At 62.9% G+C, this 22,634-nt stretch carries 23 protein-coding genes; 11 read left to right on the top strand and 12 right to left on the bottom strand.

Annotation, left to right across the window (positions count from 1 at the left end):
• The gene (cobS, locus tag LSG43_RS15335) at positions 1-978 is read right to left on the bottom strand and encodes a cobaltochelatase subunit CobS (RefSeq protein WP_231805795.1); all 978 of its coding nucleotides are present in this window, start codon (positions 976-978) and stop codon (positions 1-3) included.
• Between the two features lie 125 nt (positions 979-1,103).
• Entirely contained in the window at positions 1,104-1,757 is a 654-nt protein-coding gene (locus LSG43_RS15330) for a J domain-containing protein (protein WP_231805793.1), read from the bottom strand.
• Between the two features lie 130 nt (positions 1,758-1,887).
• Here LSG43_RS15330 and LSG43_RS15325 point away from each other — a divergent pair, with 130 nt between their 5' ends.
• A complete protein-coding gene (locus LSG43_RS15325; protein ID WP_231805791.1) occupies positions 1,888-2,145 on the top strand; it encodes a BolA family protein in 258 nt (85 codons plus the stop codon).
• 15 nt (positions 2,146-2,160) lie between these two features.
• Here the strand turns inward: LSG43_RS15325 and LSG43_RS15320 are convergent, their stop codons facing one another.
• From LSG43_RS15320 to LSG43_RS15310, 3 genes are read right to left on the bottom strand one after another with little or no spacing between them, the layout of a single operon-like run.
• Positions 2,161-3,441: an HlyC/CorC family transporter gene (locus tag LSG43_RS15320; RefSeq protein WP_231805789.1), complete on the bottom strand. Its 1,281-nt coding sequence runs from the start codon at positions 3,439-3,441 to the stop codon at positions 2,161-2,163.
• Positions 3,441-4,556, bottom strand: a complete 1,116-nt coding sequence (aroB, locus tag LSG43_RS15315) for a 3-dehydroquinate synthase (RefSeq protein ID WP_231805787.1) — start codon at positions 4,554-4,556, stop codon at positions 3,441-3,443. Before aroB ends, LSG43_RS15320 begins: the two co-directional genes overlap by 1 nt.
• A complete protein-coding gene (locus LSG43_RS15310) occupies positions 4,546-5,121 on the bottom strand; it encodes a shikimate kinase (protein ID WP_231805785.1) in 576 nt (191 codons plus the stop codon). The genes aroB and LSG43_RS15310 overlap by 11 nt, the downstream gene beginning before the upstream one ends.
• Positions 5,122-5,343: 222 nt before the next feature.
• On the opposite strand from LSG43_RS15310, the gene LSG43_RS15305 reads away from it, so the two are divergent.
• From LSG43_RS15305 to LSG43_RS15290, 4 genes are all read left to right on the top strand, one after another.
• Positions 5,344-5,502, top strand: a complete 159-nt coding sequence (locus tag LSG43_RS15305; RefSeq protein WP_231805783.1) for a histidine kinase — start codon at positions 5,344-5,346, stop codon at positions 5,500-5,502.
• Positions 5,499-6,401 (top strand): site-specific tyrosine recombinase XerD, encoded by a 903-nt coding sequence (locus LSG43_RS15300; RefSeq protein ID WP_231805781.1) that lies wholly within the window; start codon positions 5,499-5,501, stop codon positions 6,399-6,401. Before LSG43_RS15305 ends, LSG43_RS15300 begins: the two co-directional genes overlap by 4 nt.
• 134 nt (positions 6,402-6,535) lie before the next feature.
• Positions 6,536-7,495, top strand: a complete 960-nt coding sequence (locus tag LSG43_RS15295; protein WP_231805779.1) for an acetyl-CoA carboxylase carboxyltransferase subunit alpha — start codon at positions 6,536-6,538, stop codon at positions 7,493-7,495.
• 126 nt (positions 7,496-7,621) lie between these two features.
• The gene (locus LSG43_RS15290) at positions 7,622-8,683 is read left to right on the top strand and encodes a L,D-transpeptidase family protein (RefSeq protein ID WP_231805777.1); all 1,062 of its coding nucleotides are present in this window, start codon (positions 7,622-7,624) and stop codon (positions 8,681-8,683) included.
• Positions 8,684-8,696: 13 nt separating this feature from the next.
• On the opposite strand, the gene LSG43_RS15285 is transcribed toward LSG43_RS15290, so the two are convergent.
• The 3 genes from LSG43_RS15285 to secA form a co-directional block, all read right to left on the bottom strand.
• The gene (locus LSG43_RS15285) at positions 8,697-10,466 is read right to left on the bottom strand and encodes an SLC13 family permease (RefSeq protein ID WP_231805775.1); all 1,770 of its coding nucleotides are present in this window, start codon (positions 10,464-10,466) and stop codon (positions 8,697-8,699) included.
• Positions 10,467-10,541: 75 nt separating this feature from the next.
• Positions 10,542-11,207, bottom strand: coding sequence for a hypothetical protein (locus LSG43_RS15280; protein ID WP_231805773.1), 666 nt, complete (start codon positions 11,205-11,207; stop codon positions 10,542-10,544).
• A 219-nt stretch (positions 11,208-11,426) separates the two neighbouring features.
• A complete protein-coding gene (gene secA, locus LSG43_RS15275; protein WP_231805771.1) occupies positions 11,427-14,111 on the bottom strand; it encodes a preprotein translocase subunit SecA in 2,685 nt (894 codons plus the stop codon).
• Between the two features lie 252 nt (positions 14,112-14,363).
• Here secA and LSG43_RS15270 point away from each other — a divergent pair, with 252 nt between their 5' ends.
• Positions 14,364-15,260 (top strand): peptidylprolyl isomerase, encoded by an 897-nt coding sequence (locus tag LSG43_RS15270; RefSeq protein WP_231805769.1) that lies wholly within the window; start codon positions 14,364-14,366, stop codon positions 15,258-15,260.
• A gap of 54 nt (positions 15,261-15,314) precedes the next feature.
• Here LSG43_RS15270 and LSG43_RS15265 read toward each other — a convergent pair whose 3' ends face one another.
• Positions 15,315-15,917: a TetR/AcrR family transcriptional regulator gene (locus tag LSG43_RS15265; protein WP_231805767.1), complete on the bottom strand. Its 603-nt coding sequence runs from the start codon at positions 15,915-15,917 to the stop codon at positions 15,315-15,317.
• A gap of 152 nt (positions 15,918-16,069) precedes the next feature.
• Between LSG43_RS15265 and LSG43_RS15260 the strand changes: the two genes are divergently transcribed.
• The 5 genes from LSG43_RS15260 (at position 16,070) to LSG43_RS15240 (ending at position 20,000) form a co-directional block, all read left to right on the top strand.
• A complete protein-coding gene (locus tag LSG43_RS15260) occupies positions 16,070-16,372 on the top strand; it encodes a putative antibiotic biosynthesis monooxygenase (RefSeq protein WP_231805765.1) in 303 nt (100 codons plus the stop codon).
• Between the two features lie 101 nt (positions 16,373-16,473).
• The gene (argJ, locus tag LSG43_RS15255; protein ID WP_231805763.1) at positions 16,474-17,709 is read left to right on the top strand and encodes a bifunctional glutamate N-acetyltransferase/amino-acid acetyltransferase ArgJ; all 1,236 of its coding nucleotides are present in this window, start codon (positions 16,474-16,476) and stop codon (positions 17,707-17,709) included.
• A 2-nt stretch (positions 17,710-17,711) separates the two neighbouring features.
• Positions 17,712-18,470, top strand: a complete 759-nt coding sequence (locus LSG43_RS15250) for a GNAT family N-acetyltransferase (protein ID WP_231805761.1) — start codon at positions 17,712-17,714, stop codon at positions 18,468-18,470.
• Positions 18,467-18,865 (top strand): (deoxy)nucleoside triphosphate pyrophosphohydrolase, encoded by a 399-nt coding sequence (locus LSG43_RS15245; protein ID WP_231805759.1) that lies wholly within the window; start codon positions 18,467-18,469, stop codon positions 18,863-18,865. The genes LSG43_RS15250 and LSG43_RS15245 overlap by 4 nt, the downstream gene beginning before the upstream one ends.
• A gap of 25 nt (positions 18,866-18,890) precedes the next feature.
• Entirely contained in the window at positions 18,891-20,000 is a 1,110-nt protein-coding gene (locus LSG43_RS15240) for a CehA/McbA family metallohydrolase (protein ID WP_231805757.1), read from the top strand.
• Here the strand turns inward: LSG43_RS15240 and LSG43_RS15235 are convergent, their stop codons facing one another.
• From LSG43_RS15235 to LSG43_RS15225, 3 genes are all read right to left on the bottom strand, one after another.
• Positions 20,001-20,957, bottom strand: coding sequence for a DMT family transporter (locus tag LSG43_RS15235; RefSeq protein WP_231805755.1), 957 nt, complete (start codon positions 20,955-20,957; stop codon positions 20,001-20,003).
• 235 nt (positions 20,958-21,192) lie between these two features.
• Positions 21,193-21,780: a SagB/ThcOx family dehydrogenase gene (locus LSG43_RS15230; protein ID WP_231805753.1), complete on the bottom strand. Its 588-nt coding sequence runs from the start codon at positions 21,778-21,780 to the stop codon at positions 21,193-21,195.
• Complete coding sequence (locus LSG43_RS15225) at positions 21,773-22,633, bottom strand: methyltransferase domain-containing protein (protein WP_231805751.1); 861 nt, start codon at positions 22,631-22,633, stop codon at positions 21,773-21,775. Before LSG43_RS15225 ends, LSG43_RS15230 begins: the two co-directional genes overlap by 8 nt.
• Position 22,634: the final 1 nt, after the last annotated feature.

Raw genomic sequence — 22,634 nt, 5'->3', positions numbered from 1 at the left:
TTAAGCGGAAATCGCGAGATTGGCCGCGGATTCGGGCAGGTCTTCACCAAACACGCGCTGATAGAACTCGGCCACAACGGGGCGTTCGAGTTCGTCGCACTTGTTGAGGAAGGTCAGCCGGAAAGCAAAGCCGATGTCGCCGAAGATTTCCGCGTTTTCCGCCCAGGTGATCACCGAGCGAGGGCTCATCACGGTGGAAAGGTCGCCGTTGATGAAGGCCGAACGCGTGAGATCGGCGACGCGCACCATGTTGGAAACGGTCTTTTCGCCCTCGGGGTTCTGATAGGACTTGGCCTTGGCGAGAACGATCCCGGTTTCCTTTTCGTGCGGCAGATAGTTGAGCGTCGTGACGATTGACCAGCGGTCCATCTGACCCTGGTTGATCTGCTGGGTGCCATGATAGAGCCCCGAGGTATCGCCCAGCCCGATGGTGTTGGTGGTCGCGAACAGGCGGAACGCGGGATGCGGACGGATCACGCGGTTCTGGTCGAGAAGCGTCAGGCGGCCCGAGGCCTCGAGGATGCGCTGGATCACGAACATCACGTCGGGACGTCCGGCGTCGTATTCGTCGAACACGAGCGCGATGTTGTTCTGCACCGCCCAGGGCAGTATGCCGTCGCGGAATTCGGTGACCTGCTTGCCGTCCTTCAAGACAATCGCGTCCTTGCCCACGAGATCGATCCGCGAGACGTGGCTGTCGAGGTTGACGCGCACCAGCGGCCAGTTCAAGCGCGCTGCGACCTGCTCGATATGGGTGGATTTCCCCGTGCCGTGATAGCCCTGCACCATGACGCGGCGGTTGAATGCAAAGCCGGCGAGAATCGCAAGGGTGGTGTTGCGGTCGAACAGATAGTCGGGGTCCAGCTCGGGGACGTGCGGATCGGTGTCCTTATAGCCCTTGACCACGAGGTCGCTGTCGATGCCGAACGTTTCGCGGACGTTAAACTCGGTATCGGGCAGGTTGGAAAACTCAGTCATAGTCTTGCCTCTTGAAAAGGCGCGTCTTTAATCGCGTCGGCAGGAGAAATGCGGCTGACCTATAACAGCATTCCCGTCATTGGCCTAGCCCGTCGTTGGCTGCTTATTTGTGCAGTCGGGCCAGGCTATACCAGCCCTTTCGCCTTCAAATGATTGTAGGCTGAAATAATCGCGCGCAGGCGCTCTTCGGAACGCTTGTCGCCGCCATTGGCGTCGGGGTGATGGATTTTGACGAGGCTCTTATAGGCCGACTTGATTTCCTCGCGCGATTTACGACCCTCCAGCCCAAGGGTTTCGAGCGCCATGCGGTCCTGGCCGGTAAGCGTGACCTCGCGTTCGGTCTGCGTGCCGCCATTGGCGCGGGCCTGGTTGCGCTGAAGACGAGCGAACAGGTTGTTGGGATCGTGCATCCGCTTGCCGGTATAGTCACGCGTCTTGAACTTGCGCGGCTGCGGGTTGGATGCGCCCATGCGGTTGGAGCCGAACGCCCAGGTTTCGCGGCTGCCGGGCGCGTTCATCTTCTGGGCATGGTTGGCGATCTCTTCGTCGCTCATACCGGAGAAATAGTTGTAGGCCTTGTTGTAGTGGCGCACGTGCTCGAGGCAGAAATTGTGGAATTTCCCTTCGGCCGCGGCACCCTTGGGAGCTTTGTATATTCCGGGATTGTCGCAGCCGTCCCAATCGCAGCCTGGACGCGTATCGGCCGCCTGCTCGGTGGAGGCGCCGCCGCGGCGGGGCTTGATGCGAATGGAATCGAACAGTTTATTCGTTTCTTTCATCGTCACTTTTCTAGCCGTTCCGGTCTGCTCTTGGACCCTTGCGCAAATCGCAGCCCATAAGCATATACCCTTTCAAATCCGTTTGCCCCGGCCTTATTGGCCAAAATCAACGCAGAGGCCTGTTGACATCATGAGCGTACGCGACACGATTGAAGCCACACTGACCGATCGTTTTTCTCCCAGCTTTCTCGAAGTCGAGGACGAATCCGAACGTCACCGCGGCCATGCGGGCTGGCGTGAGGGTGGAAACACGCATTTCCGGGTCCGCATCGCGAGCCCGAAGCTCGCCGGACTGAGCCGTGTGGCGCAACATCGTGCCATCAATGAGGCACTGAAGCCCCAGTTCGACGCGGGCCTGCACGCGCTGGCGATCGAAGTCGAGAGCTGAGCGGGCAGCTTCAGCCTATTTCGCCGCGACGTTCTGATCGATCGGTGTGACCCGCAACTGGGTAATCCGGTTGTGGGTCTTCTTGAGCACCTTGAAGCGCAGGTTGTGAAACGTGAACTGCTGGCCGGGCTCGGGGATGAGCTTGGCTTCGTGGATTACGAGGCCCGCGAGCGTCGTCGCTTCCTCGTCCGGCAGGTTCCAGTCGAGTGCGCGGTTCAAATCGCGGATCGGCAGGCTGCCGTCCATGATATAGGAACCGTCGGCCTGTTTTGTCAGGCCCTCGATAACGGTGTCGTGCTCGTCGGCGATATCGCCCACGATTTCCTCGAGGATATCCTCGAGGGTCACGAGACCCTGCACTTCGCCATACTCGTCGACGACGAGCGCAAAATGGAGCTTGCGCTTCAAAAACGCGTTCAGCTGCGCCTGGACCGAAGTTGTGTCCGGCACGAACCACGGCTTGAAGGCGATGCGTTGGACGTTGACCTTGGAGACGTCGCCCTCGGCCTTCTGGATCGCGCGCAGCAGGTCCTTGGCGTGGACGATGCCCACGATGTTGTCCTGCTTTTCGCGGTAAAGCGGCACACGGGTGAACGGGCTGTCGAGAATGGCGCCGATCAGCTCGTCCGCAGGCATGTCGGCGTCGAGCGCGAGCATGCGGGTTCTGTGCACCATCACGTCGGAGACTTCGAGCTCCCGCAGGTCGAGAATGCCGTCGAGCATGTCGCGGTCGTGTTTGACCACTTCGCCTTCTGAGTGAAAATAATCCACCGTGCCGCGCAGCTCTTCATGGGCGGAAATCGCGCTCGCCTTGGTGGTGTCGAGCCCGAAGGCGCGGAGGATGATGTTGACCAGTCCCTGGACCGCGTGGGTCACCGGCGCAAAGAGAAAGACGATGACGCGGATCACAGGCGCGACGACGAGTGCGAAGCCGTCGGGGCGCAGGAGCGCAAGGGTCTTGGGCAGCACCTCGGAGAAGATAACCACTGCTGCTGTCATGGCGAGCGTCGCGTAGGCGATGCCGGCTTCCCCGAAGATCTGAATGAGCACGCTCGCAGCCAGCGTCGAGGCGAGAATGTTGACGACGTTGTTGCCCAGAAGGATGGCGCCGATGAGCCGCTCCTTTTCGGACGTCAGCTTCTCGACCAGAGTCGCGCGCGGATTGCCCGATCGCGCGAGCTGGTGCATGCGCACCCGCGAGGCGGCGGTCAGTGCGGTTTCCGAGCCCGAAAAGAAAAAGCTCATCGCCAGAAGGGCGATGATGGCAGCAAGAGACAACCAGAGGGTTGTGTCCATTATCGTATGTCCTCGAGGAAAGTACTTACCTGTGCCGGATCGACGTTGCGCTCGATGAACGATTGCCCGATCCCGCGCGTGAGGATGAACGTGAGGGCGCCGCGGGAAACCTTCTTGTCCTGCGCGATCATGTCCATCAATCGGGAAGTGGGTGGCAAGTCTCCGGGAATGTCAGCCAATGTAGTGGGCAGACCCGCGCTTTGCAAATGGGCGATAACGCGGCTGACGTCCTGGCCGGGGCAGAGCCCGAGCTTCGCGGAAAACCGATGCGCGAGGACCATGCCGATGGCGACGCCTTCGCCGTGCAGCAGGCGGTCGGAATAACCGGTGGCCTTTTCGAGCGCGTGGCCGAAGGTGTGCCCAAGGTTCAGGAGCGCCCGGGCACCGGTTTCGCGCTCGTCGGCGACGACGACGCGTGCTTTGGCGGCGCAGGAGCGTGCAATGGCTTCGGCGCGCGCCGGACCGCCGGAAGCGATCTCCTTGAAATTATCCTCAAGCCAGAAAAAGAATGCCGCATCGTCGATCAGTCCGTATTTGGCGACTTCGGCATAGCCGGCGCGGAACTGGCGCTCGGGCAGCGTCTCGAGCGCAGAAAGATCGGCGAGCACAAGGCGCGGCTGGTGGAAGGCGCCGACGAGGTTTTTGCCATGGCGGGAGTTGATCCCGGTCTTGCCGCCGACCGAGGAATCGACCTGTGCGAGGAGCGACGTGGGGATCTGGACGAAATCCATGCCGCGCCGCGCCACCGAGGCGGCGAAACCCGCGAGGTCGCCGATCACGCCGCCGCCGAGGGCGATGACGATGTCGCTGCGTTCGAGCTTTGCTTCCAGAATGGCATCGACGACATACTCGAAACAGGCATAGGACTTGCTCGCCTCGCCCGCGGGTACGGTGATTGTGGTGTGCGCGAGCCCCGCGGCATCGAGCGCCGCTGTGAGCCGCGGAAGCTGGGCCTTGGCGACGTTCTCGTCGGTGACGATGCCGAAGCGGGCGCCGGGAAAGAGTGTCTTGAGCCGGTCACCCGCGCTGTCGATGGCGTTCCTGCTGATGACGATGTCGTACGCGCGGTCTCCCAGCGGGACTGCGACGAGGGTCTCGGCGGGGCTATCGGTCATGGTCGGTTCCGGCCTTCAAATAGGTGTCGAGCGCTTCGAGAATATCGTCGACGACGGCATCGTGCGGAACGTCGCGCGAGGTAATGGTGATGTCCGCGAGGGCATAGGTCGGGTACCGGGCGTCGATCAACGCCTTCAATGTCCCGCGCGGGTCGGGGGTCTTGAGCAAGGGACGGTTCGAGCGGCGCGACACGCGGGAAAAGAGCAATTCGAACTCGGCCTTTATCCAGATTGAGATCGCCAATTCCTTGGCGAGGGCGCGGGTGTCGGTGCTCATGAAGGCGCCGCCGCCGGTCGCGATGATGCCCTTATGCTCGCGCAGGAGCCGCGCGATGACACGGGTTTCTCCGGCGCGGAATTCGTCTTCGCCACGGGAGGAAAAGATGTCTGGTACGGGCATGCCTGCGGCGGCTTCGATCTCGGCGTCCGAATCAACGAAGTCGAGCCCCAGCCGAGCCGCGAGTCGGCGGCCCACAGTGGTTTTGCCGGCGCCCATCATGCCCACGAGCAGGATCGGCCGGCCGGCGAGAAGTTCCACGATCTCCTCATCGGCCGATCGCAACATGGCTTGGCGTCCCTTCTGTCCCATCTCCGGCGCGTTTCCTCCAGCGTGCCCGCCGTGTTCAAGCGCCCGGGCGACGCAATGTCAAGCGGGCTGCCAACTGCCACCGACGCAGCGATCGGTCAGATTCAGGAGTAAGCGCTAGGCGTGAGAAGGGTGTGCGAAGCGGCGGTGCTTGATGCTGGCGCTGAAATAGGAGACCATACCCACAGGAGAAATCTGCCCGTGCCCACACTGTTCCGCCTCCTCATTCTCACGGCCTTTATTGTAGGTCTCGCCTATGCGGGGATGTTCGCGCTCATGGTTTTCGTCGAGCCGCGCGAGAAGGAAGTGACGGTCCGCGTGCCGACGGCGGAATTGCTGGCCGAGAGCAACAGGCAATGAAGCCAGAACATCATCTGCTCGACGCGTTTCTCGAAATGATGAGCGCCGAGCGGGGCGCGGCTGCCAACACGATCGCGAGCTACCGGCGGGACCTCGATGACTATCTCGACGCGCTTGCCGGCAGGCAGCAGCGCGCCCTCAAGGCGCCCCGCGATGCGGTAGCCGATTATCTCGCCGGGCTCGAGGCGCAGGGGCTTGCGGCAAGTTCACAGGCGCGCCGGTTGAGCGCAATTCGGCAGTTCCACCGGTTCCTCGTTTCCGAGGGTCTGCGCGAGGACGATCCGACGCGCATTATCGCCAGCCCGAAGCCGGGACGTCCGCTTCCAAAGGTGATGAGTGTCGAGGATGTCGACCGGCTGCTGGGATTGGCGGAAGAGGAGGCGTCGTCCGGTGAGGAAAAAGCCGTCCGGCTCTATGTGCTCCTCGAGCTGCTTTACGCAACGGGTCTGCGGGTTTCCGAGCTGGTTGCGCTCGAGCGCAAGGCTCTGATGCGGGATGCGAGCTATCTCACGGTCACCGGCAAGGGCGGCAAGGAGCGCATCGTGCCGCTCAACGACCGCGCGCGCGATGCGCTCATGGGCTGGTTGGAGGGCCGTGAGAAGACGCGTTTCATGTTTCCGGCCTCGGGTGCCAACGGGCATCTTGCGCGGCAGGTCTTCGCGCGCGATCTGAAGGCGCTGGCGGCGCGCGCGGGCCTGCCTGCGGCCGCGGTCAGCCCGCACGCGCTCCGGCATGCCTTTGCCAGCCATTTGCTCCAGCATGGCGCGGACTTGCGGGTCGTGCAGATGCTTTTGGGCCATGCGGATATCTCGACCACGCAGATCTATACTCACGTGCTCGACGCGCATTTGCGCGAGCTTTTGGAAACGCGGCATCCGCTCAGCGATCCCGGTTCTTGACAATCCCCCGCGATCCCGACACTTTCGCGCCACTTTGAGGGCATAGCCAAGCCCGCGTCCGTGCCGGATTGCGTTCCTATCTGGCCGGGACACAAGAAAAATGAGAAGGTTGCCCGAAAAGACGGGCAGAGTGCATGCAGTCATATCTCGATTTCGAAAAGCCGGTCGCTGAACTCGAAGGCAAGATCGCCGAGCTCAAATCCCTTGCGCAGACCGATGATGCGGTCTCGATTTCCGACGAGGTGCTGCGGCTCCAGCAGCGCGCCGACGACGCGCTCAAGGATATCTACAGGAAACTTACGCCCTGGCAGAAGACCCAGGTCGCGCGCCATCCGCAGCGCCCGCACTTTTCGGACTACTGCAAGGCGATGGTCACGGAATGGACCCCGCTTGCGGGTGATCGCAAGTTTGCCGAAGACCCTGCGATCCAGGCCGGTTTCGGGCGGATCGACGGACGTCCGGTTGCCATCCTTGGCCAGGAAAAGGGCAACGACACCGAGAGCCGGTTGAAGCACAATTTCGGCATGGCGCGGCCCGAGGGTTACCGCAAGGCCGTGCGGCTGATGGAGATGGCCGACCGGTTCGGGCTGCCGGTGGTTTCCTTCGTCGATACGGCGGGCGCCTATCCGGGCATCGGCGCCGAGGAGCGCGGGCAGGCCGAAGCCATCGCGCGTTCGACGGAAAAATGCCTAGAACTCGGCGTGCCCAATATCGCGCTCGTGATCGGAGAGGGTGGTTCGGGCGGCGCGATCGCGATTGCGACCGCCAACCGCGTCCTCATGCTCGAACACGCGATCTATTCGGTGATTTCTCCCGAGCCGGGCGCGGCGATCCTCTTCCGAGACGCGGGCCGCGCGCAGGACATGGCGGCAGCCCAGAAAATCACTGCGCAGGATCTGCTTTCGATGGGGATCATCGACGCCATCATCGAAGAGCCGATCGGCGGCGCGCACCGCAAGCCCGATGTGGTGATCGCCGAAGCGAAAAAGCAGATTGTCGATTTCGTCGACAATTTCGGGGACGGGTACGGCCCCCTGGAAATCCGCGAACACCGGCGCGAAAAATTTCTGGCCATGGGCACGGCGCTCACCTAGATTTGAGCGGGATTTTTCGCAAATTGCGCGGATTTCTGCTTCGGGCAGGCGAAAATCTTACCCCGTCTTAACCATCAAGGCGCAATGGTTGGCTCTTGGGGGCGGGCTATCTAGGGCAAGGGCATAATGGTCGTCTCTTTTGTTCGCACTGTGCTGGCCGTTCTGGTCGTGGGCGCATTTGCCATCGCGTGTTCGCCGCTTGAAGGCGACGGGCGGCATCTGGTGCCTCTGTCTTCGGCTGCAGAATCCAAGCTCGCGTCGATGGGCTCGTCGCCCGGTGCGGCGATGATGGTGCGGATCTTCAAGGAAGAGGCCAAGCTCGAGGTCTGGAAGCAGACGCGCGACGGTGCCTACAAGCTCTTCAATACCTATGACATCTGCGCGTGGTCGGGCGAACTGGGCCCCAAATTCGCCGAGGGCGACCGGCAGGCGCCCGAGGGCTTCTATACGATCACCCCGGGGCTGATGAACCCCCACTCGAACTATCACCTCGCCTTCAATCTGGGCTTTCCCAACAAGTTCGACCGGTCGCACGGGCGTACCGGCTCGCATCTGATGGTGCACGGCGCGTGCTCGTCGGCGGGCTGCTACGCGATGGAGGACGAGCAGATCACCGAGATCTATGCGTTGGCGCGCGAAGCCTTTGAGGGCGGGCAGCGCAATTTCGAGGTGCAGATCTTTCCCTTCCGCATGACACCGGCCAACCTTGCACGGCACCAGGACAGCCCGCACATGGATTTCTGGCAGAACATCAAGGAAGGCTACGACTATTTCGAGGTCGCCAAACAGCCACCCGCCTGGGACGTATGCAACGGGCGCTATGTCTTCATGCAGCCCTCCGCCGTTGCCGCTGCGGCCAGCATGGCCGGCTCGTGCGCACCGGTGCGGGCGGACGAGGCGATCGTGACGGCATTCGTCGCCAAGCAGCAGGCCGACGCGCAGGCGCTCGATGCGGAAATCATCCGGCTTGCCGAGGCCGAGGCTGCCGCGCTTGCGGCAGAGCAGCGCGCGCTTGAGGCTCAGGCTGCCGCCGAGGCGCGCGGCGAGGCGCTCAATAATGCCGTCGATGACTTTTTCGATACGCTCTTCAGCCCGTTCGGTGGCGGAGAAGGCGCCGCCGCGGGTCCTGGACAGCCGACAGACGGCACGGAAACCGCCACGACCGGTGCAACGGCGGCCGAGGGCTGACCGGCCTACAGTTCTACAGCGGCCAGACGATCATGATCATCGGTACGGCGACGGCGGTAACGATCGCCTCGAGCGGCAGCCCCATGCGCCAGTAATCCCCGAAGCGATAGCCGCCGGGCCCCAGAATGAGCATGTTGTTCTTGTGTCCGATGGGGGTGAGGAAGGCGCAGCTCGACCCCACGGCGACGGCCATGAGGAACGAGTCGGGATTGACCCCGAGGGTCTGCGCGAGCTGCACCGAGATCGGCGCGGCGACGACGGCTGTAGCGGTGTTGTTGAGGACGTCCGAGAGCGTCATGGTGACCACCAGGACGAGCGCCACCGCGGCCCAGGCGGGCAGGCCCGTACTCACATCGGCCAGCATTTCGGCAATGATCAGCGTGCCGCCGGTCTCCTCGAGCGCGACGCCGATGGGGATCATCGAGCCCAGGAGCACGATCACCGGCCATTCGATGGAATCGTAAAGATCTCTGAGCGGCAGGATGTCGAACAGGACGAACCCCATTGCGACAACGCCGAGGGCTATGGGCAGGGGAACGAATCCCATGACCGCAGCAGCGATTGCCAACGCGAACAGGCCGATGGCGCCGATGGCCTTTTCATGCCGGGTCACTGCGCGCTCACCGCGCTTGAGCGAGAGGGCGCCCGAACGGTGGGTGAAGGAGGCGACCGCTTCGGGCGTGCCCAGCAACAATAGGACGTCGCCTGCGTGCAGGGGCGTTGTGCGGATGCGTTGATTGATCGCACGGCCTTCCCGACTCAGCCCGACAAGCGAAAGACCGCGACTGCGCAGGAAGTAGACGTCGTTGGCACGGCGACCCTCGAGGTTGCTATCGCGCGCGATAACAACCTCTGCGAGGGTCATTTCGGAGGTGACCTCGGCGATCTGGCCAGACTTGCCCTGATGCCTCAGCCCGAGCGCTCCGGCAAGGGCCTCAAGCGCTTCGGCTGAACCCAGGACGACCAGGATATCGCCTTCGGCCACCACCTCGTTTCGCGCACGGCCGGGTAGGCGTTTGCCCTTGCGCACGAGCCCCAGGACGGCGCAGTCGTGTTCGGCCGCCGGCGCGTCGAGATCGCGCATTTTCTCGTCAATGGCCTTGGAGCCTTCGGCGACGATCAGCTCGGCGACGAAATCCTCGGGCGCGGGCTCGACGCCGTCCGCTTTGCCGCCGCGCGTGGGGATCAGGCGCCAGCCGATGAGCGCCACATAGGCGATGCCGACAAGGGCGCAGGCGGCGCCGACGGGCGCAAAATCGAACATCGTGTAGGACGCGCCAAGCGCACGCTCGCGGTAAGCGGCGACAACGATGTTGGGGGGCGTGCCGATAAGGGTGACGAGACCGCCAAGGATTGTCGCGAAGGACAGTGGCATCAGGGTCAGGGCGGGACTGCGGCCGGCTTTCTTGGCAGCCTGGATATCCACCGGCATGAAAAGCGCGAGGGTCGCCACGTTGTTCATGAACGCCGAGAGTACGCCGGCAATCGAGCCGGTGATTGCGATGTGCTGACTGAGGCTTCGGCCGTTGTCCATGGCCACGCGGCCGATCAGATCGACGGCACCCGAGCGGCTCAGGCCCGCAGAGACGACAAGGACGAGAGCCACGATGATCGTGGCTTCATGGCCGAAGCCTGTAAAAGCGGTCTCGGCCGGAACCGCGCCGATGATGACCCCGATGAGGAGTGCGGAAAACGCGACGATATCGTAGCGCCATTTGCCCCAAAGCAGCCCCACGAGAACGAGGACGATGAGCGCAAAGAGCGCGGTCTGTTCGTAAGTCAATGGGGCCTCGTCGCCGTTGGATGCATATAACGGCTCAAAGTCTAGCCGGTTCCTGTGCGGATTGCGACGACGGGGTCAGTCTTCCACAATGGGGCGATGGTCGGTCGGCTTGTCGACAGCTTCGAACAGGTCGGCCCAAAGCCCCTTGCGCAGTGCCGTGTCGGCGGCGATTGCGTCGGCGCGTGCTTCGGCAGTCTCCCAGACGGTTAGTGTGTCGGTGGAATCAGGGCCGCCGTCGGGGGTGTTTTGTGCGGTTGTGCTCTCTTGCGCGGGTGGCGGTTCGAACGGTTTTGTCTGCCCGGCGCCAAACGGGGCGGGAACCGCGTCGACGCGCGCGGCGGTCTTGGCCGGTTGCGTCTGATTCGTGTCGGCCGTGCCGGCGATCAGTGTTGTGAGGAGCTTGGGGTTGTCGCGCATGACTTCAAGGAGCCTGGCGCGTTCGGCCGACGGCCTCAGGGCGTCCTCGACGCGTACCGTCTCAGACTGGGGCCGGCTGGCCAGGCGGGCCTTGATGCGGGCGGCTACACGGCGATAACTCTCCTGGGCGGCGAGCAAGGAGTGTTGCCGACGACGCTGGTCGAGCTGGCTTTGCGCGTTCTCTTCGGTCGGCGGGACAGCGATGTTGCCGCTAAGCTGACTTTGCTCGTCGATCCGGCTTGCGGCGGCCATGATGGCCATGCGGTCGGTGACCCTGGCTGCGATCCAGTCGGCTGCGCTGATCGTTACTTGCCCAATGGCCATATCGGCCCTCCTTAGAGCACCTTGTGGCTGCCATTTGGCGCCCTCCGGGTTCTTGTCCCGGTGCTCCCAAGTCTTAAGCGCAATAATATGCCATGCGCCGCTGAAGGAGTCCTTAGTGTCGAGCGCAATATTTAGCTATATTTGCTCCTAAGCTTAACGAATAAGAAACCCCGCCGTTTGTGCGGCGGGGCTGCAAGTCTCGTGACAATTTCGGCGCAATCAGTAAGCGCCGTGGCAATGCTTGAACTTCTTGCCTGATCCGCAGGGGCAAGGGTCGTTGCGCCGGGTCTGAGCCATCTGCTCGGGCGTCAACGTGCCCTGCGGGCCGCTCTTTTGGTCTTCGACTTCGTTGCGGCCGGTCGTAGGGTCGATATGCGTTTCCTGCAGCTCGCTGGGGTCCGGTGCCTGCGGCGGGGCCGGCTGACGTACCTGGAGTTCGACATGGCTCATCTGGGTCGTCACCAGCTCGCGCAGATTGTTCAAGAGCTGGGAAAAGAGCTCGAAGGCTTCCTGCTTGTATTCGTTCAAGGGATCGCGCTGGGCGAGCCCGCGCCAACCGATCACCTTGGATAGATGGTCAAGGGTCACAAGGTGATCGCGCCAGAGCCCGTCGATCGACTGCAGGAGAAGCGACTTTTCGACCTGGCGCATGGTGTCGGGACCGAAACGGGCGGCCTTGGCGGCGGCGTATTCGTCGGCGGCCCTGGTCAGCCGCTCGGTGAGCACGTCGACGTCCATGCCCTCTTCGTCCACCCAATCCTTGATGGGCGGGGTGATGCCCAGATAGGTCTTGCAGGCGGCTTCGAGTTGCTCGACGTTCCACTGCTCGGGGAAGGATTTGGGCGGGCAGGCCTTGGAAACGATCGTATCAACGACGTCGTGCCGCATCTCGGCGATGGTCTCGGAGACGTTGTCGTCATCCATCAGTTCAAGACGCTGTTCGAAGATCACCTTGCGTTGATCGTTCATCACGTCGTCGTATTTGAGGATGTTCTTGCGGATATCGTAGTTGTGCGCTTCGACGCGGGTCTGTGCGCGCTCGATGGCCTTGGTGACGAGGCTGTCGGAGATCGCCTCGCCGTCCTTGAGGCCCAGCGAGGTAAGGATCTTCTCCATGCGCTCGGGGAAGAACCGGCGCATCAGATCGTCCTGGAGCGAGACGAAGAACTTCGAATGCCCGGGGTCGCCCTGACGGCCCGAGCGGCCGCGCAACTGGTTGTCGATGCGGCGGGATTCGTGGCGTTCGGTGCCGATCACCATCAGGCCGCCGGCGGCAATGGCCTCGGCCCTGGCCTTTTCGATCTCGGCCTTCAATTGAGCGGTCTTGCGTTCAAGCGCTTCGCCTTCAAGCCCCTCGGTTTCATTGGCGAGCCGCATGTCGAGATTGCCGCCCAACTGGATGTCGGTACCGCGGCCGGCCATGTTTGTCGCGATGGTCACCATGCCGGGCACGCCGGCCTGCGCGATGATCTGGGCTTCCTGCTCGTGGTGGCGGGCGTTCAGGATCTGGATGTTCTTGACGCCTTTTTTGCGCAGATGCTCGGCGACCTGTTCGGAGCGTTCGATCGAGGTCGTGCCCACCAGAACGGGCTGGTTGCGTTCCCGGCATTCGACGACGAGGTCGGTGATGGCGTTGAACTTCTCCTCGACCGAGCGATAGATCGCATCGTCATCGTCAATCCGCGCCACCGGCAGGTTGGTGGGGATGGTCACGACGTCGAGCTTGTAGATGTCGGCAAACTCGGCGGCTTCGGTCGATGCGGTGCCGGTCATGCCCGAGAGTTTGTCGTAGAGCCGGAAGTAGTTCTGGAACGTGATCGAGGCCAGGGTCTGGTTCTCGGGCTGGATCTTGACGTTTTCCTTCGCTTCGAGCGCCTGGTGCAGGCCTTCGGAGAAGCGCCGGCCGGGCATCATGCGACCGGTGAACTCGTCGATGATAACAACGTCGTCGTTGCGGACGATGTAGTCCTTGTCGCGCTGGAAGATCTTGTGGGCGCGAAGCGCGGAATTGAGGTGGTGGACAATCGAAACGTTGTCGATGTCGTAGAGACTGCCGGACTTGATGAGCCCGTCGCGCTCCAGGATGGCTTCGAGCTTTTCGATGCCCTCGTCGGTGAACGTCGCCGAGCGGTGCTTCTCGTCGATGGTATAGTCTTCTTCGGTGAGGATGGGGATATACTTGTCGATGCTCATATAGAGCTCGGAGCGATCCTGGGACGGGCCGGAAATAATGAGCGGCGTGCGCGCCTCGTCGATCAGAATGGAGTCCACCTCGTCGACGATCGCGAAATTATGTCCGCGCTGCACCATCTGGGCGCGCGCGTATTTCATGTTGTCGCGCAGATAGTCGAAGCCGAATTCGTTGTTGGTGCCGTAGGTGATGTCGGCTGCGTAGGCGGCCTTGCGGTCAGCGTCGGTGAGCCCGTGAACGATCACGCCGACTTCAAGGCCCAGGAAACGATAGATCTTGCCCATCCATTCGGCGTCGCGTCGGGCCAGGTAATCGTTGACGGTAACGATATGGACGCCCTTGTCTTCGAGCGCGTTCAGGTAGGCTGCAAGGGTTGCGACAAGGGTCTTGCCTTCGCCGGTGCGCATCTCGGTAATTGCATGGTCGTTGAGGACCATGCCGCCGATAAGCTGCACGTCGAAATGCCGCATGCCCAGCGTGCGCTTGGCGGCTTCGCGGACGGTCGCGAAGGCGGGAACGATGAGGTCATTGAGCTTGGCGCCGTTGGCGAGTTCCTGGCGCAGTTCGACAGTCTTGTTGCGCAATTGCTCGTCGGAGAGCTTTTCGAAGTCGGCTTCTTTCGCGTTTATCGCGGCAACGAGCGGCTGGTAGCGTTTGATCCGCCGGTCGTTGGCTGAGCCGAAAAGCTTGCGGGCAAGCGCTGCGATAGCCATGAAGATGTTGTCCTTGGGCGATGGTAACTGTCGTGAACTCGGGCATGTCGCGAAAGGCCCGGGAAAGCGCGCGAGCAGATGTAAGAGTGCCCGGTAGGGTTGTCAACGCTGGCAAAATGGGCCACACCTCGCAGGCGACGACCGGCCCCCCGGCGGTATCGGATTTTTGGTCCGAAACAGACCACCGATCGGATGCCGGAAAGCTGAAATGCCGAGTGCTTTTGGGGAGCTTGGCGCAACGAGGAGATATTCATGCCCACCGCGTTCTCATCCATCCTCAAAACCCTCGCCGCCTCGCTTGTCGCAGGTGCTGCGGTTTTGTCCCTTCCTGCCGCTGCACAGGACGCGGCACCTGCCGAGGCGCCCGCAGCCGCGGAAGTCTCGCCCGATACCGTGCTCGCGACGGTTGGAGGTGAGGATATCACCGAGGCCGACCTTAATTTCGCCGCCGAGGATCTTGCGCAGGATCTCCAGCAGATTCCGCCCGCGCAGCGCCGCGCGTTCCTGCTCACCGTCATGATCGACATGAAAGTGATGGCCAACGCGGCGCGCGAGCAAGGGTTGGATCAGAGCGAGGTTTTCGCCCGCCGGCTCGCCTATCTCGAAGACCGTGCGCTGCGCCGGGCCTTCTTTGCCGATGTCATCGAGGGCGCGGTGTCTCCTGAGGCGGTGCAGACGGCCTATGACGAGGCCGCGGCCCAGTTCGAGCCGCAGACCGAAGTCCGCGCGCGGCACATTCTCGTCGAGAGCGAGGAAGAGGCCAATTCGATCGCAGAGGAGATCGCAGGCGGTATGGCGTTCGAGCAGGCGGCGATGGCGTACTCGACCGACGGCAGCTCGGCCAATGGCGGCGATCTGGGTTATTTCTCCGAAGGCATGATGGTTCAGCCTTTCGAGGAAGCTGCTTTCGCGCTCGAAGTGGGGCAGGTCTCCGAGCCGGTGCAGTCGCAGTTCGGATGGCACCTGATCAAGCTTGAAGATCGCCGCGAAACGGCAATGCCGCCGCTTGAGCAGGTCCAGGGCCAGTTGGCCCAGCAGGTGCTCTATCAGGTCTTCGAAGATACCGTGGGCGAACTCAAGGCCAATACTGAGATCGAGATTACGGACGAAGACCTGGCGGCTGCCATTGAGGCCCAGGGCGGCCTTTAAGCCGCAGTCGTTCCCGATACGAGCAGCGCCGCCGGGTTCCCCCCGGCGGCGTTGCTATTTCCGGTGCGGTGCAGCGCCTGCGGCGAAGGTTCTGACCACGGTTTCGATTTCGGCGGGACTTGTGTCGATCGTGTCGGTTAAAAGCCGGTGCCACGCAAACGAAACCAGCCACTCGCCGAGCGTACGGCTATCGACGTCGTCCCGTACCTCCCCGCGCGCTCGCGCCCTTTCGATGATCCCTTCGAGATAGGTGTGGCGGTCTTCGAGATAGGCTTGCAGTTCGGTCATCGCCTCGGCGTTGCTTTGCGCTTCGGCGATGATCGACCGAAAGACCGTTCCCCTGGTTGGGTCCTTCCAGAAGGTCAACAGGTTGGTCAGGAACATGCGTGCGTCGCCCTCGAGCGTGCCGGTGTCTGGATCGGGCAGGACGCGCTTGAAGCGGTGGTAGACATCGAGCAGCAGTATCGTGCGGTTGGGCCACCAGCGGTAGATGGTGGGCTTTCCGGCCCGCGCCCGGCGTGCGACCGCTTCGATGGAAAATCCAGCCAACCCCTCCTCGGTAAGGATCTCGGCCGCCGCGTCGAGTATCGCCTGCTCGCTGGCCGGATTGCGCCGCGCGCCGATTGAAGCCCTCCTGCCCCCGACTGACTGATCCATGGTGCTCCCATTTCCTCTCGATTGCCTCCCCGCACGAGCCCGATGCGCCTGTGCCGGGTTTCCTGGTCCAGCTTAGCGTAATTCCCACTTGAACGGAACGGCCCGTATCGTTATATAACGGAACGTGCCGTTTCGTTTAATGGAGATCCTTTATGGCTTCGACATCCTGTTCCCAGGCTTCGACCGCCGGTGGGCAACCCGCCGCAGCGCGTACCGGTGGCCCGGCGTCTCCCCGTGTGCCCTCGCGTCTGCGCCTTTCATTTTTTATGATGCTGGGCGTCTATCCCATCATCACCACGCTACTCTACCTCGTCCTGCCGCTGACCGCCGGTTGGCCGATCTGGCAGATAACGATGGTTGTCGTACCCCTGATGGTGCCGATGATCGTTTTCGGGCTGACGCCCTTTATCCAGAAGACCTTCGGGCGCTTCATCCTCGTGCCGGCCCGGCGCTAGGTCCGTCCGCACCACCGGGCAAGGGGCCGCCGTGCCCCCTTGCACCGCCCCGGCGAATGAGGCAAACCGGACGCCATTGCTTTTCGTTCGGATTGCTGTTGATGGCCCTGCCGGTTTCCCCCCTCGCTCCCAAATCCTATCCCGAGCTGCCGCACATCGCCGGCGTCCGTTTTGCGACGGCCGAGGCCGGCATCAGGTATAAGGGCCGCACCGACGTCCTGCTTGCGGTTTTCGATCCGGGGACGGTCGTTGCCGGCGTGCTGACGCGGTCGCTCTGTCCTTCGGCGGCAGTCGACTGGTGCCGGGCGCGGCTATCGGGGGGGACGGCGCGGGCGCTCGTGGTTAATTCGGGCAACGCCAACGCGTTTACGGGCCTTAAGGGCCGGGACGCGGTTTCATTGACCGCAAAGATCGCCGCCGAGGCCATCGGATGCGAGGCGGGAGAGGTCTTCCTCGCGTCGACCGGGGTCATCGGCGAACCGCTCGACGCGACGAAGTTCCAGGGCGTTCTTGGGGAAATGGCGGGTCGTCTCTCTTCGGCGCCGTGGATGGAACCGGCCCGGGCGATCATGACCACCGACACCTTCCCCAAGCTTGCGGCCGCGAGCTGCGAGATCGATGGGGTGAGCGTCCAGCTTTCGGGCATCGCAAAGGGCTCGGGCATGATCGCGCCGGACATGGCGACGATGCTGAGCTTCGTTTTCACCGACATGCCGATCGCCGCGCCGGTGCTGCAGGCGCTCCTCGCGCGGCATAATCAAACCAGCTTCAACGCGATTACCGTCGATAGCGATACCTCGACCTCCGACACGCTGCTGGCCTTTGCCACCGGCAAGGCCGAGGGTGTTGCCCCGATCGAAAGCCTCGAGGACCCGCGTGCCGAAGTGTTCGGCGAAGCGCTGGGCGACGTTTTGTTCGACCTCGCCATGCAGGTCGTGCGCGACGGGGAAGGGGCCTCTAAATTCGTCACCGTCACCGTTACGGGCGCCCAGAGCGACGAAAGCGCCGCAAAGATCGCGCGGGCGATTGCCGACTCGCCGCTGGTCAAGACCGCGATCGCCGGCGAAGACGCCAATTGGGGGCGGGTCGTGATGGCCGTAGGCAAGGCCGGCCAGCCCGCGGACCGCGACAGGCTCACCATCGCCTTCGGCGATATCGTCGTGGCGCGGAACGGGGAACGCGCACCGGATTATTCCGAGGATGAGGCAAGTGCCTATATGAAGGGCGAAGAGCTTGAGATCGGCGTCGATCTCGGCCTCGGGGAGGGCCGGGCGACGGTTTATACCTGCGACCTCACGCACGGCTACATAGACATCAACGGCAGCTACCGGAGCTGATCATGGTCGTTCCGGTTGCCGAGATCGAGGCCGCCACACTGGCGCTCTGGCCCGCGCTTGAGACGGTGCAGGACGGCGCATGGCAGGGGCGTTTCGCAAATGGCTATACCAAACGCGCCAATTCCATCCATTGCACGGATCCGGCGGACGACGACAACGCCGGTGCCCGGATCGACACGCTCGCCGCGCACTATTCCGAGCACGAGCTTCCTCCGGTCTTCCGGGTCACGCCGCTCACCGGAAAGGCAACTTTCGCGCATCTGGTCGAAACCGGCTGGGAGCTCTACGAGCCGAGCCTCGTGCTCGACATGCCGCTCGATGAGACGGCCGGTTTTGATGCCGACGTTTCGGTGGTCTTGGCGACGAGTACAGAGTTCCTCGACGCTCAGGTGCAGCTTCAGGGGTATGACGCGGCGACTGCCGAGACACTCAAGGCCATTCTCGCCAAGCTCGATATTCCCGCCGCCGGTCTCATCCTGCGCAGCGACGAGGGTGCGCCGGTCGCTTCTCTCTTGTGCGGGCAGTACGAGGGGACGGGGGTTTTCCTCAATGTCGTGACTGACGGCGGACGCCGCCGCAGGGGCTTCGGGCGACGCCTCATGGCAACGGCGCTGAGTTGGGTTGCCGAAAACGGTGCGCGGCACGCCGCGATCCAGGTGCTTGCTGCCAATGCTCCCGCCCTCGCGCTTTACCTCGGTGCAGGCTTCACGTTCCGCTACCCCTATCACTACCGCCGTCTGCCGCAGAAAGCCGAGCAATGAAGACCGTGTTCGTCGTCGCCTGCGCGCTGGTGGATGCCGATCGGCGCGTGCTCATCGCCCAGCGGCCCGAGGGCAAGGCGATGGCCGGGCTTTGGGAATTCCCCGGGGGCAAGGTCGAGGTCGGCGAGACGCCTGAGGCCGCGCTCATCCGTGAGTTGCGCGAGGAGTTGGGGGTGGAGACCCAGGAAGCCTGTCTCGCCCCGCTCACCTTCGCAAGCCATTCCTACGACGACTTCCATCTTCTCATGCCGCTTTACGTGTGCCGGAAATGGCAGGGCATGGCGGTCGCGCACGAACACTCGGCGCTCAAATGGGTCAAGCCGCAGCGCCTGCGCGAATACCCCATGCCCGCCGCCGACGAGCCGCTGATCGCGCCGCTGTGCGATCTGCTTTAATCCCCTGACTTATGGTGTCCCAACGATGACCCCGAAAATCCCCGAGACCCTTCCGCCCGTGGCCAGCCTGACCGACGGCGTGTGGCTCAAGGGCGATTGGCACATGCATTCGCGGCACTCGACGGATTCAACCAACAATCCCCAGGCCAAGATCATCGGCTTTGCCGAGAAGATGGGGTTCGACTATCTCGCGGTCACCGATCACGATATCCATGTCTGGGGTGATGTTGCCAATAATACATGGGCCGATCCCGAATATCGTTCCGACTCCGTGCTATTGTTCTACGGTGCGGAACTGACCGCGCCGCGGGGCCATATCAACATCCTTTCGCCCGAACCCTACGACCATCAACGGGTGTTCGATGCTCGTGATGCCCGCGACTGGCACCTCCTGGCGCTCAAGAACGAGCTCGGCGTTCACTTCTCGGCCAATCACCCAAGCACCAAGAACCATTACGGATATTCGTTCGATATCGCGGATTCTGTCGAAATCTGGAACACCAGCGTCTGGCCCAAGAACATCCCGGGCGTCCGGATCTGGGACGACATGCTGCTATCCGGTCGCATGCTCGGTGCACGGGGTGGCAGCGACTCGCATCATGGCGTGCCTGATACGCCCGAGCAGATCGTGGCACAATCGATCGAGGCGACGGCGAACTATGTCGGCACGCCGACGACCTGGATTTTTGCCGCCGAACGAACGAAGGATGCCATCCTCGACGCGTTGGTATTGGGCCGCGCGTCTGTCAGCGCCAATCCCTATAACCCGCGCGTCGAACTTTACGCCGATCTCGATGGCGACGGCGTGATGGACGTGATGATGGGCGGCAACGTCAAGCCCACCGGCAGGCCGGTTACCTTCGAGGTGCGGCTCGTCGGCGGCGGCATTCCCGGCGCGTGCTATGCGGTCAAGGTGATCAAGAACCGGAACGAGCTTGGCAGCTTCATAACCGATGCCGAAACCCGGTCAGTGCGCTTCACCGATACGCCCGAAGAGGGCGCGCGCGCCTATTACCGCGTCGAAATCGAAGGCCCGCAGACGCCATTCCCGGAAGTGCCGAATTCCATGGCCCAAAGCGGTAACAAGATCGCGCTCTCGAACCCGATCTATTTCAATTACGATCCTTCATTTTGATCAGGCTGCCACAAGCTGACGCTTGCCGTTTCGCTCCGCGCGGGAGAACCAGAGCACGCCCAGGATAACCAGCATCGTGCCGATGGCGTGATACTGCGTAAACGGTTCGCCGAGGATCAGGACCGCCAGCACGATCGTCACCACGGGCCCGAACGGACCGGTCGAGGAAGTTGCCCGCGCACCGATGCGGCTGATGGCGGTGTTGAGCAGGAAACTCGGCAGAACCGTGCCCAGAATGCCGAGGCACAAGCCATAGAACCAGACCTCGGATGAGAGGCCGGCATAGCTCGTTGCGCCGTGCTGGATCGTATTGTGCGCGATGGCGACCACGCCGGCGGCGCTCATGCCGATACAGGTAAAGAGCCGCGCGCCGATCCGGTTCATGCTCTTTTTGGCAAGGTGCTGATAAAGCGCGAAGGTGAGTCCCGAAAGCAGAACCAGAACCGTGCCCTCCAAAAGCCCGTTGGGATTGGTTGCGAGGTTCCATCCGAAAATCACCAGCAAACCCGCATACGATGTGAGAAGGCCCGGAACGGTGCGCCAGTTCATCGTGTCGCCGAAAAACATCACACCGAGCGCCAGCGTGAAGAAGGGGTAGGTAAAGAGCACCAGGCGCTCATATTGCGCGGTTACGAAGGAGAGCCCCCAAAAGTCGAAAGAGGAGGCGACGTAGTAACCGAGGATGCCGATGCTGATCGCGGCGATGGTGGCTCGGGCGCTCAATTTTGCGCGCAGCGACGGTTCGCGCAGCAGGATCAGGACGGCAATGAAAACATAGACCGGGAGCGCCACGATCATGCGCAGCGCCAGGACGGTTTCGGGGCCTATGCCGCTGGCGTAGGCGAGTTTGATGAAGATGCCTTTGGTCGAAAAGAGCGCCGCGCCGGCAATCGCAAGGCCATAGCCGAGCGTATCCATTCGGGGTGTGGCGATGGTTCGGTCGGCGGCATCAGACATATCAAAGGTCCTTTTCGAGACATCCCCGTCAGGACCGGATGCCGCTCAGCCAGCACCAACCCTTCGGGTGGAGCCGGTGCAACAAGCGGTTTCATGAAGACATCAGATCAAACGCGCGCGCCCCGGCTTTTGGGAATGCCGAGGAGCCATAGTTTGGCGATAAGGATGGCGCGGTTGATCATGACGCTACTGCTACACGCGGATTAGGTTGGCCGCAAGGTGTGACGCCCGCCTCTCATCCGGCAGGTCGGGGGCCGATACAGATATGGGCAATCGGCGCGACGGGAGGTGCAAGTCCCAACATGCGCGCGGTCGCCGCCTCATCGATGCCGGCGATGATGATTGAGGCGAGCCCGAGGTTGCAGGCGGCGAGGTGCACGGTCTGCGCACAGGCGCCGGCTTCGATGAGCCCATAGCGCGTGCCGCGCATGCCGAGCCCCGGCTGATCGGCAAAATGCATCGCGAGGGCACCAAAATCGGCGGCTATGGTGAGGATGGCGGCGCTGGCACCGATCCAGGGCTGATCGTCGATCGCGGCGGTTTCCAGCGCGGCGCGGACATCCGATTGTTCCCTCAGGTCGAGTGCAAGGGTGGTGGGGTCGATGCCATAAAGCCCCGCGTCCATACCCTCGACGGCGCTTACGGTGAGTGTCAGCCGGAGCGGGTTGAGGCCGTGGGCCGAAGGGATCGTCCGCTTGTCCGGGGCGCCGGTCCTGCCCTGTGCGGCAAAGAGCAGACGGTCGACATCGGTCCGGGAGACGGGCCCGGCGCCGAATGCACGTTCGGAGCGGCGGCGTTGAAGAAGCGCCTCGAAATCAGTCATCGAATTTGGTTTTCAGCACGTCTTTGAGGCTCACGGTCGCCGAGCCCGGCTTCAGTGGTTTTTGCTGGCTTTCGTGCGGGGCCCAGCCCGAGAGCCAGAGGATTTCGAGCGTTGCGCGGATACGGCCGTCCGGGTCGGAGAACTTTTCGGCGTAGATTTCGGCGGCCCGCATCATGTGGCGGGGCGTTACCATACGTCCGTCCCGGCCCGCGAGGGGGTTGGTTGCCCCCAGTCCGTGCAGTTCGTCCATGAGCGCGAGCGGATTGGCGTAGCGCACGACATGGGTTTCGAGATCGGTCACGGGCAGAGCGAAGCCCGAGCGTTGAAGCAGCCCGCCCGCGTCGCGCACGTCGATCATGGGTGCGACACGTGGGGAAACGCCGCCGGTCAATTCGACGTCCGCGGCCAGCCATGCGTCCCGCAGCTCGGTCAGCGTCCGCCCGCCGATCGCGGCAGCAACGAAGAGTCCGTCGGGCACCAGGTGGCGCCGGACGGAATCGAGAAAATCCGGCACGTCGTTGACGATCTCGAGATCGAGGAGCGAAACGATGAGGTCGTAGTCGTTGCGTGGCAGGGAAAGCGCTTCGGGGTCGACGAGCGGGTAGCCGGTACCGGGAACCAGCGTCGAAACCTTTTCGAAGGCGATCCGGCCATCGTCCGAAAGGGCCGTGTCGGGCAGGAGACGGGCGTCCGGGCCCATAATGAGCGCGGTCTTGAAGCTGCGCATGATCGGTGCGAGCCGGTCGGCGAGATCGGCGTGGACGAGATCGGTCACGAAATCGCGCGCGACGCCGCGCTTCGCCTGCCGCCGGGCGAGCAGGGGGCGGTCAAAGACGAGCGGAGCTTGGGTCATT

Origin of the sequence: Pelagibacterium xiamenense (assembly GCF_021166475.1) — a bacterium.
Lineage (GTDB): Bacteria > Pseudomonadota > Alphaproteobacteria > Rhizobiales > Devosiaceae > Pelagibacterium > Pelagibacterium xiamenense.
Note: the sequence above shows the minus strand (reverse complement) of the source record. Positions and strands in the feature narration are given on the sequence as shown.

Excerpts from the sequence above, each read along its gene's own strand:
- LSG43_RS15325 (WP_231805791.1), top strand. The coding sequence starts at position 1,888 with ATGAGCGTACGCGACACGATTGAAGCCACACTGACCGATCGTTTTTCT.
- LSG43_RS15310 (WP_231805785.1), bottom strand. The coding sequence starts at position 5,121 with ATGTTGCGATCGGCCGATGAGGAGATCGTGGAACTTCTCGCCGGCCGG.
- LSG43_RS15280 (WP_231805773.1), bottom strand. The coding sequence starts at position 11,207 with ATGGCCATTGGGCAAGTAACGATCAGCGCAGCCGACTGGATCGCAGCC.
- cobS (WP_231805795.1), bottom strand. The coding sequence starts at position 978 with ATGACTGAGTTTTCCAACCTGCCCGATACCGAGTTTAACGTCCGCGAA.
- LSG43_RS15225 (WP_231805751.1), bottom strand. The coding sequence starts at position 22,633 with ATGACCCAAGCTCCGCTCGTCTTTGACCGCCCCCTGCTCGCCCGGCGG.
- LSG43_RS15240 (WP_231805757.1), top strand. The coding sequence starts at position 18,891 with ATGACCCCGAAAATCCCCGAGACCCTTCCGCCCGTGGCCAGCCTGACC.
- LSG43_RS15270 (WP_231805769.1), top strand. The coding sequence starts at position 14,364 with ATGCCCACCGCGTTCTCATCCATCCTCAAAACCCTCGCCGCCTCGCTT.
- aroB (WP_231805787.1), bottom strand. The coding sequence starts at position 4,556 with ATGACCGATAGCCCCGCCGAGACCCTCGTCGCAGTCCCGCTGGGAGAC.
- LSG43_RS15260 (WP_231805765.1), top strand. The coding sequence starts at position 16,070 with ATGGCTTCGACATCCTGTTCCCAGGCTTCGACCGCCGGTGGGCAACCC.
- LSG43_RS15230 (WP_231805753.1), bottom strand. The coding sequence starts at position 21,780 with ATGACTGATTTCGAGGCGCTTCTTCAACGCCGCCGCTCCGAACGTGCA.
- LSG43_RS15290 (WP_231805777.1), top strand. The coding sequence starts at position 7,622 with ATGGTCGTCTCTTTTGTTCGCACTGTGCTGGCCGTTCTGGTCGTGGGC.
- LSG43_RS15235 (WP_231805755.1), bottom strand. The coding sequence starts at position 20,957 with ATGTCTGATGCCGCCGACCGAACCATCGCCACACCCCGAATGGATACG.
- LSG43_RS15245 (WP_231805759.1), top strand. The coding sequence starts at position 18,467 with ATGAAGACCGTGTTCGTCGTCGCCTGCGCGCTGGTGGATGCCGATCGG.
- LSG43_RS15295 (WP_231805779.1), top strand. The coding sequence starts at position 6,536 with ATGCAGTCATATCTCGATTTCGAAAAGCCGGTCGCTGAACTCGAAGGC.
- argJ (WP_231805763.1), top strand. The coding sequence starts at position 16,474 with ATGGCCCTGCCGGTTTCCCCCCTCGCTCCCAAATCCTATCCCGAGCTG.
- LSG43_RS15265 (WP_231805767.1), bottom strand. The coding sequence starts at position 15,917 with ATGGATCAGTCAGTCGGGGGCAGGAGGGCTTCAATCGGCGCGCGGCGC.
- secA (WP_231805771.1), bottom strand. The coding sequence starts at position 14,111 with ATGGCTATCGCAGCGCTTGCCCGCAAGCTTTTCGGCTCAGCCAACGAC.
- LSG43_RS15330 (WP_231805793.1), bottom strand. The coding sequence starts at position 1,757 with ATGAAAGAAACGAATAAACTGTTCGATTCCATTCGCATCAAGCCCCGC.
- LSG43_RS15300 (WP_231805781.1), top strand. The coding sequence starts at position 5,499 with ATGAAGCCAGAACATCATCTGCTCGACGCGTTTCTCGAAATGATGAGC.
- LSG43_RS15250 (WP_231805761.1), top strand. The coding sequence starts at position 17,712 with ATGGTCGTTCCGGTTGCCGAGATCGAGGCCGCCACACTGGCGCTCTGG.
- LSG43_RS15320 (WP_231805789.1), bottom strand. The coding sequence starts at position 3,441 with ATGGACACAACCCTCTGGTTGTCTCTTGCTGCCATCATCGCCCTTCTG.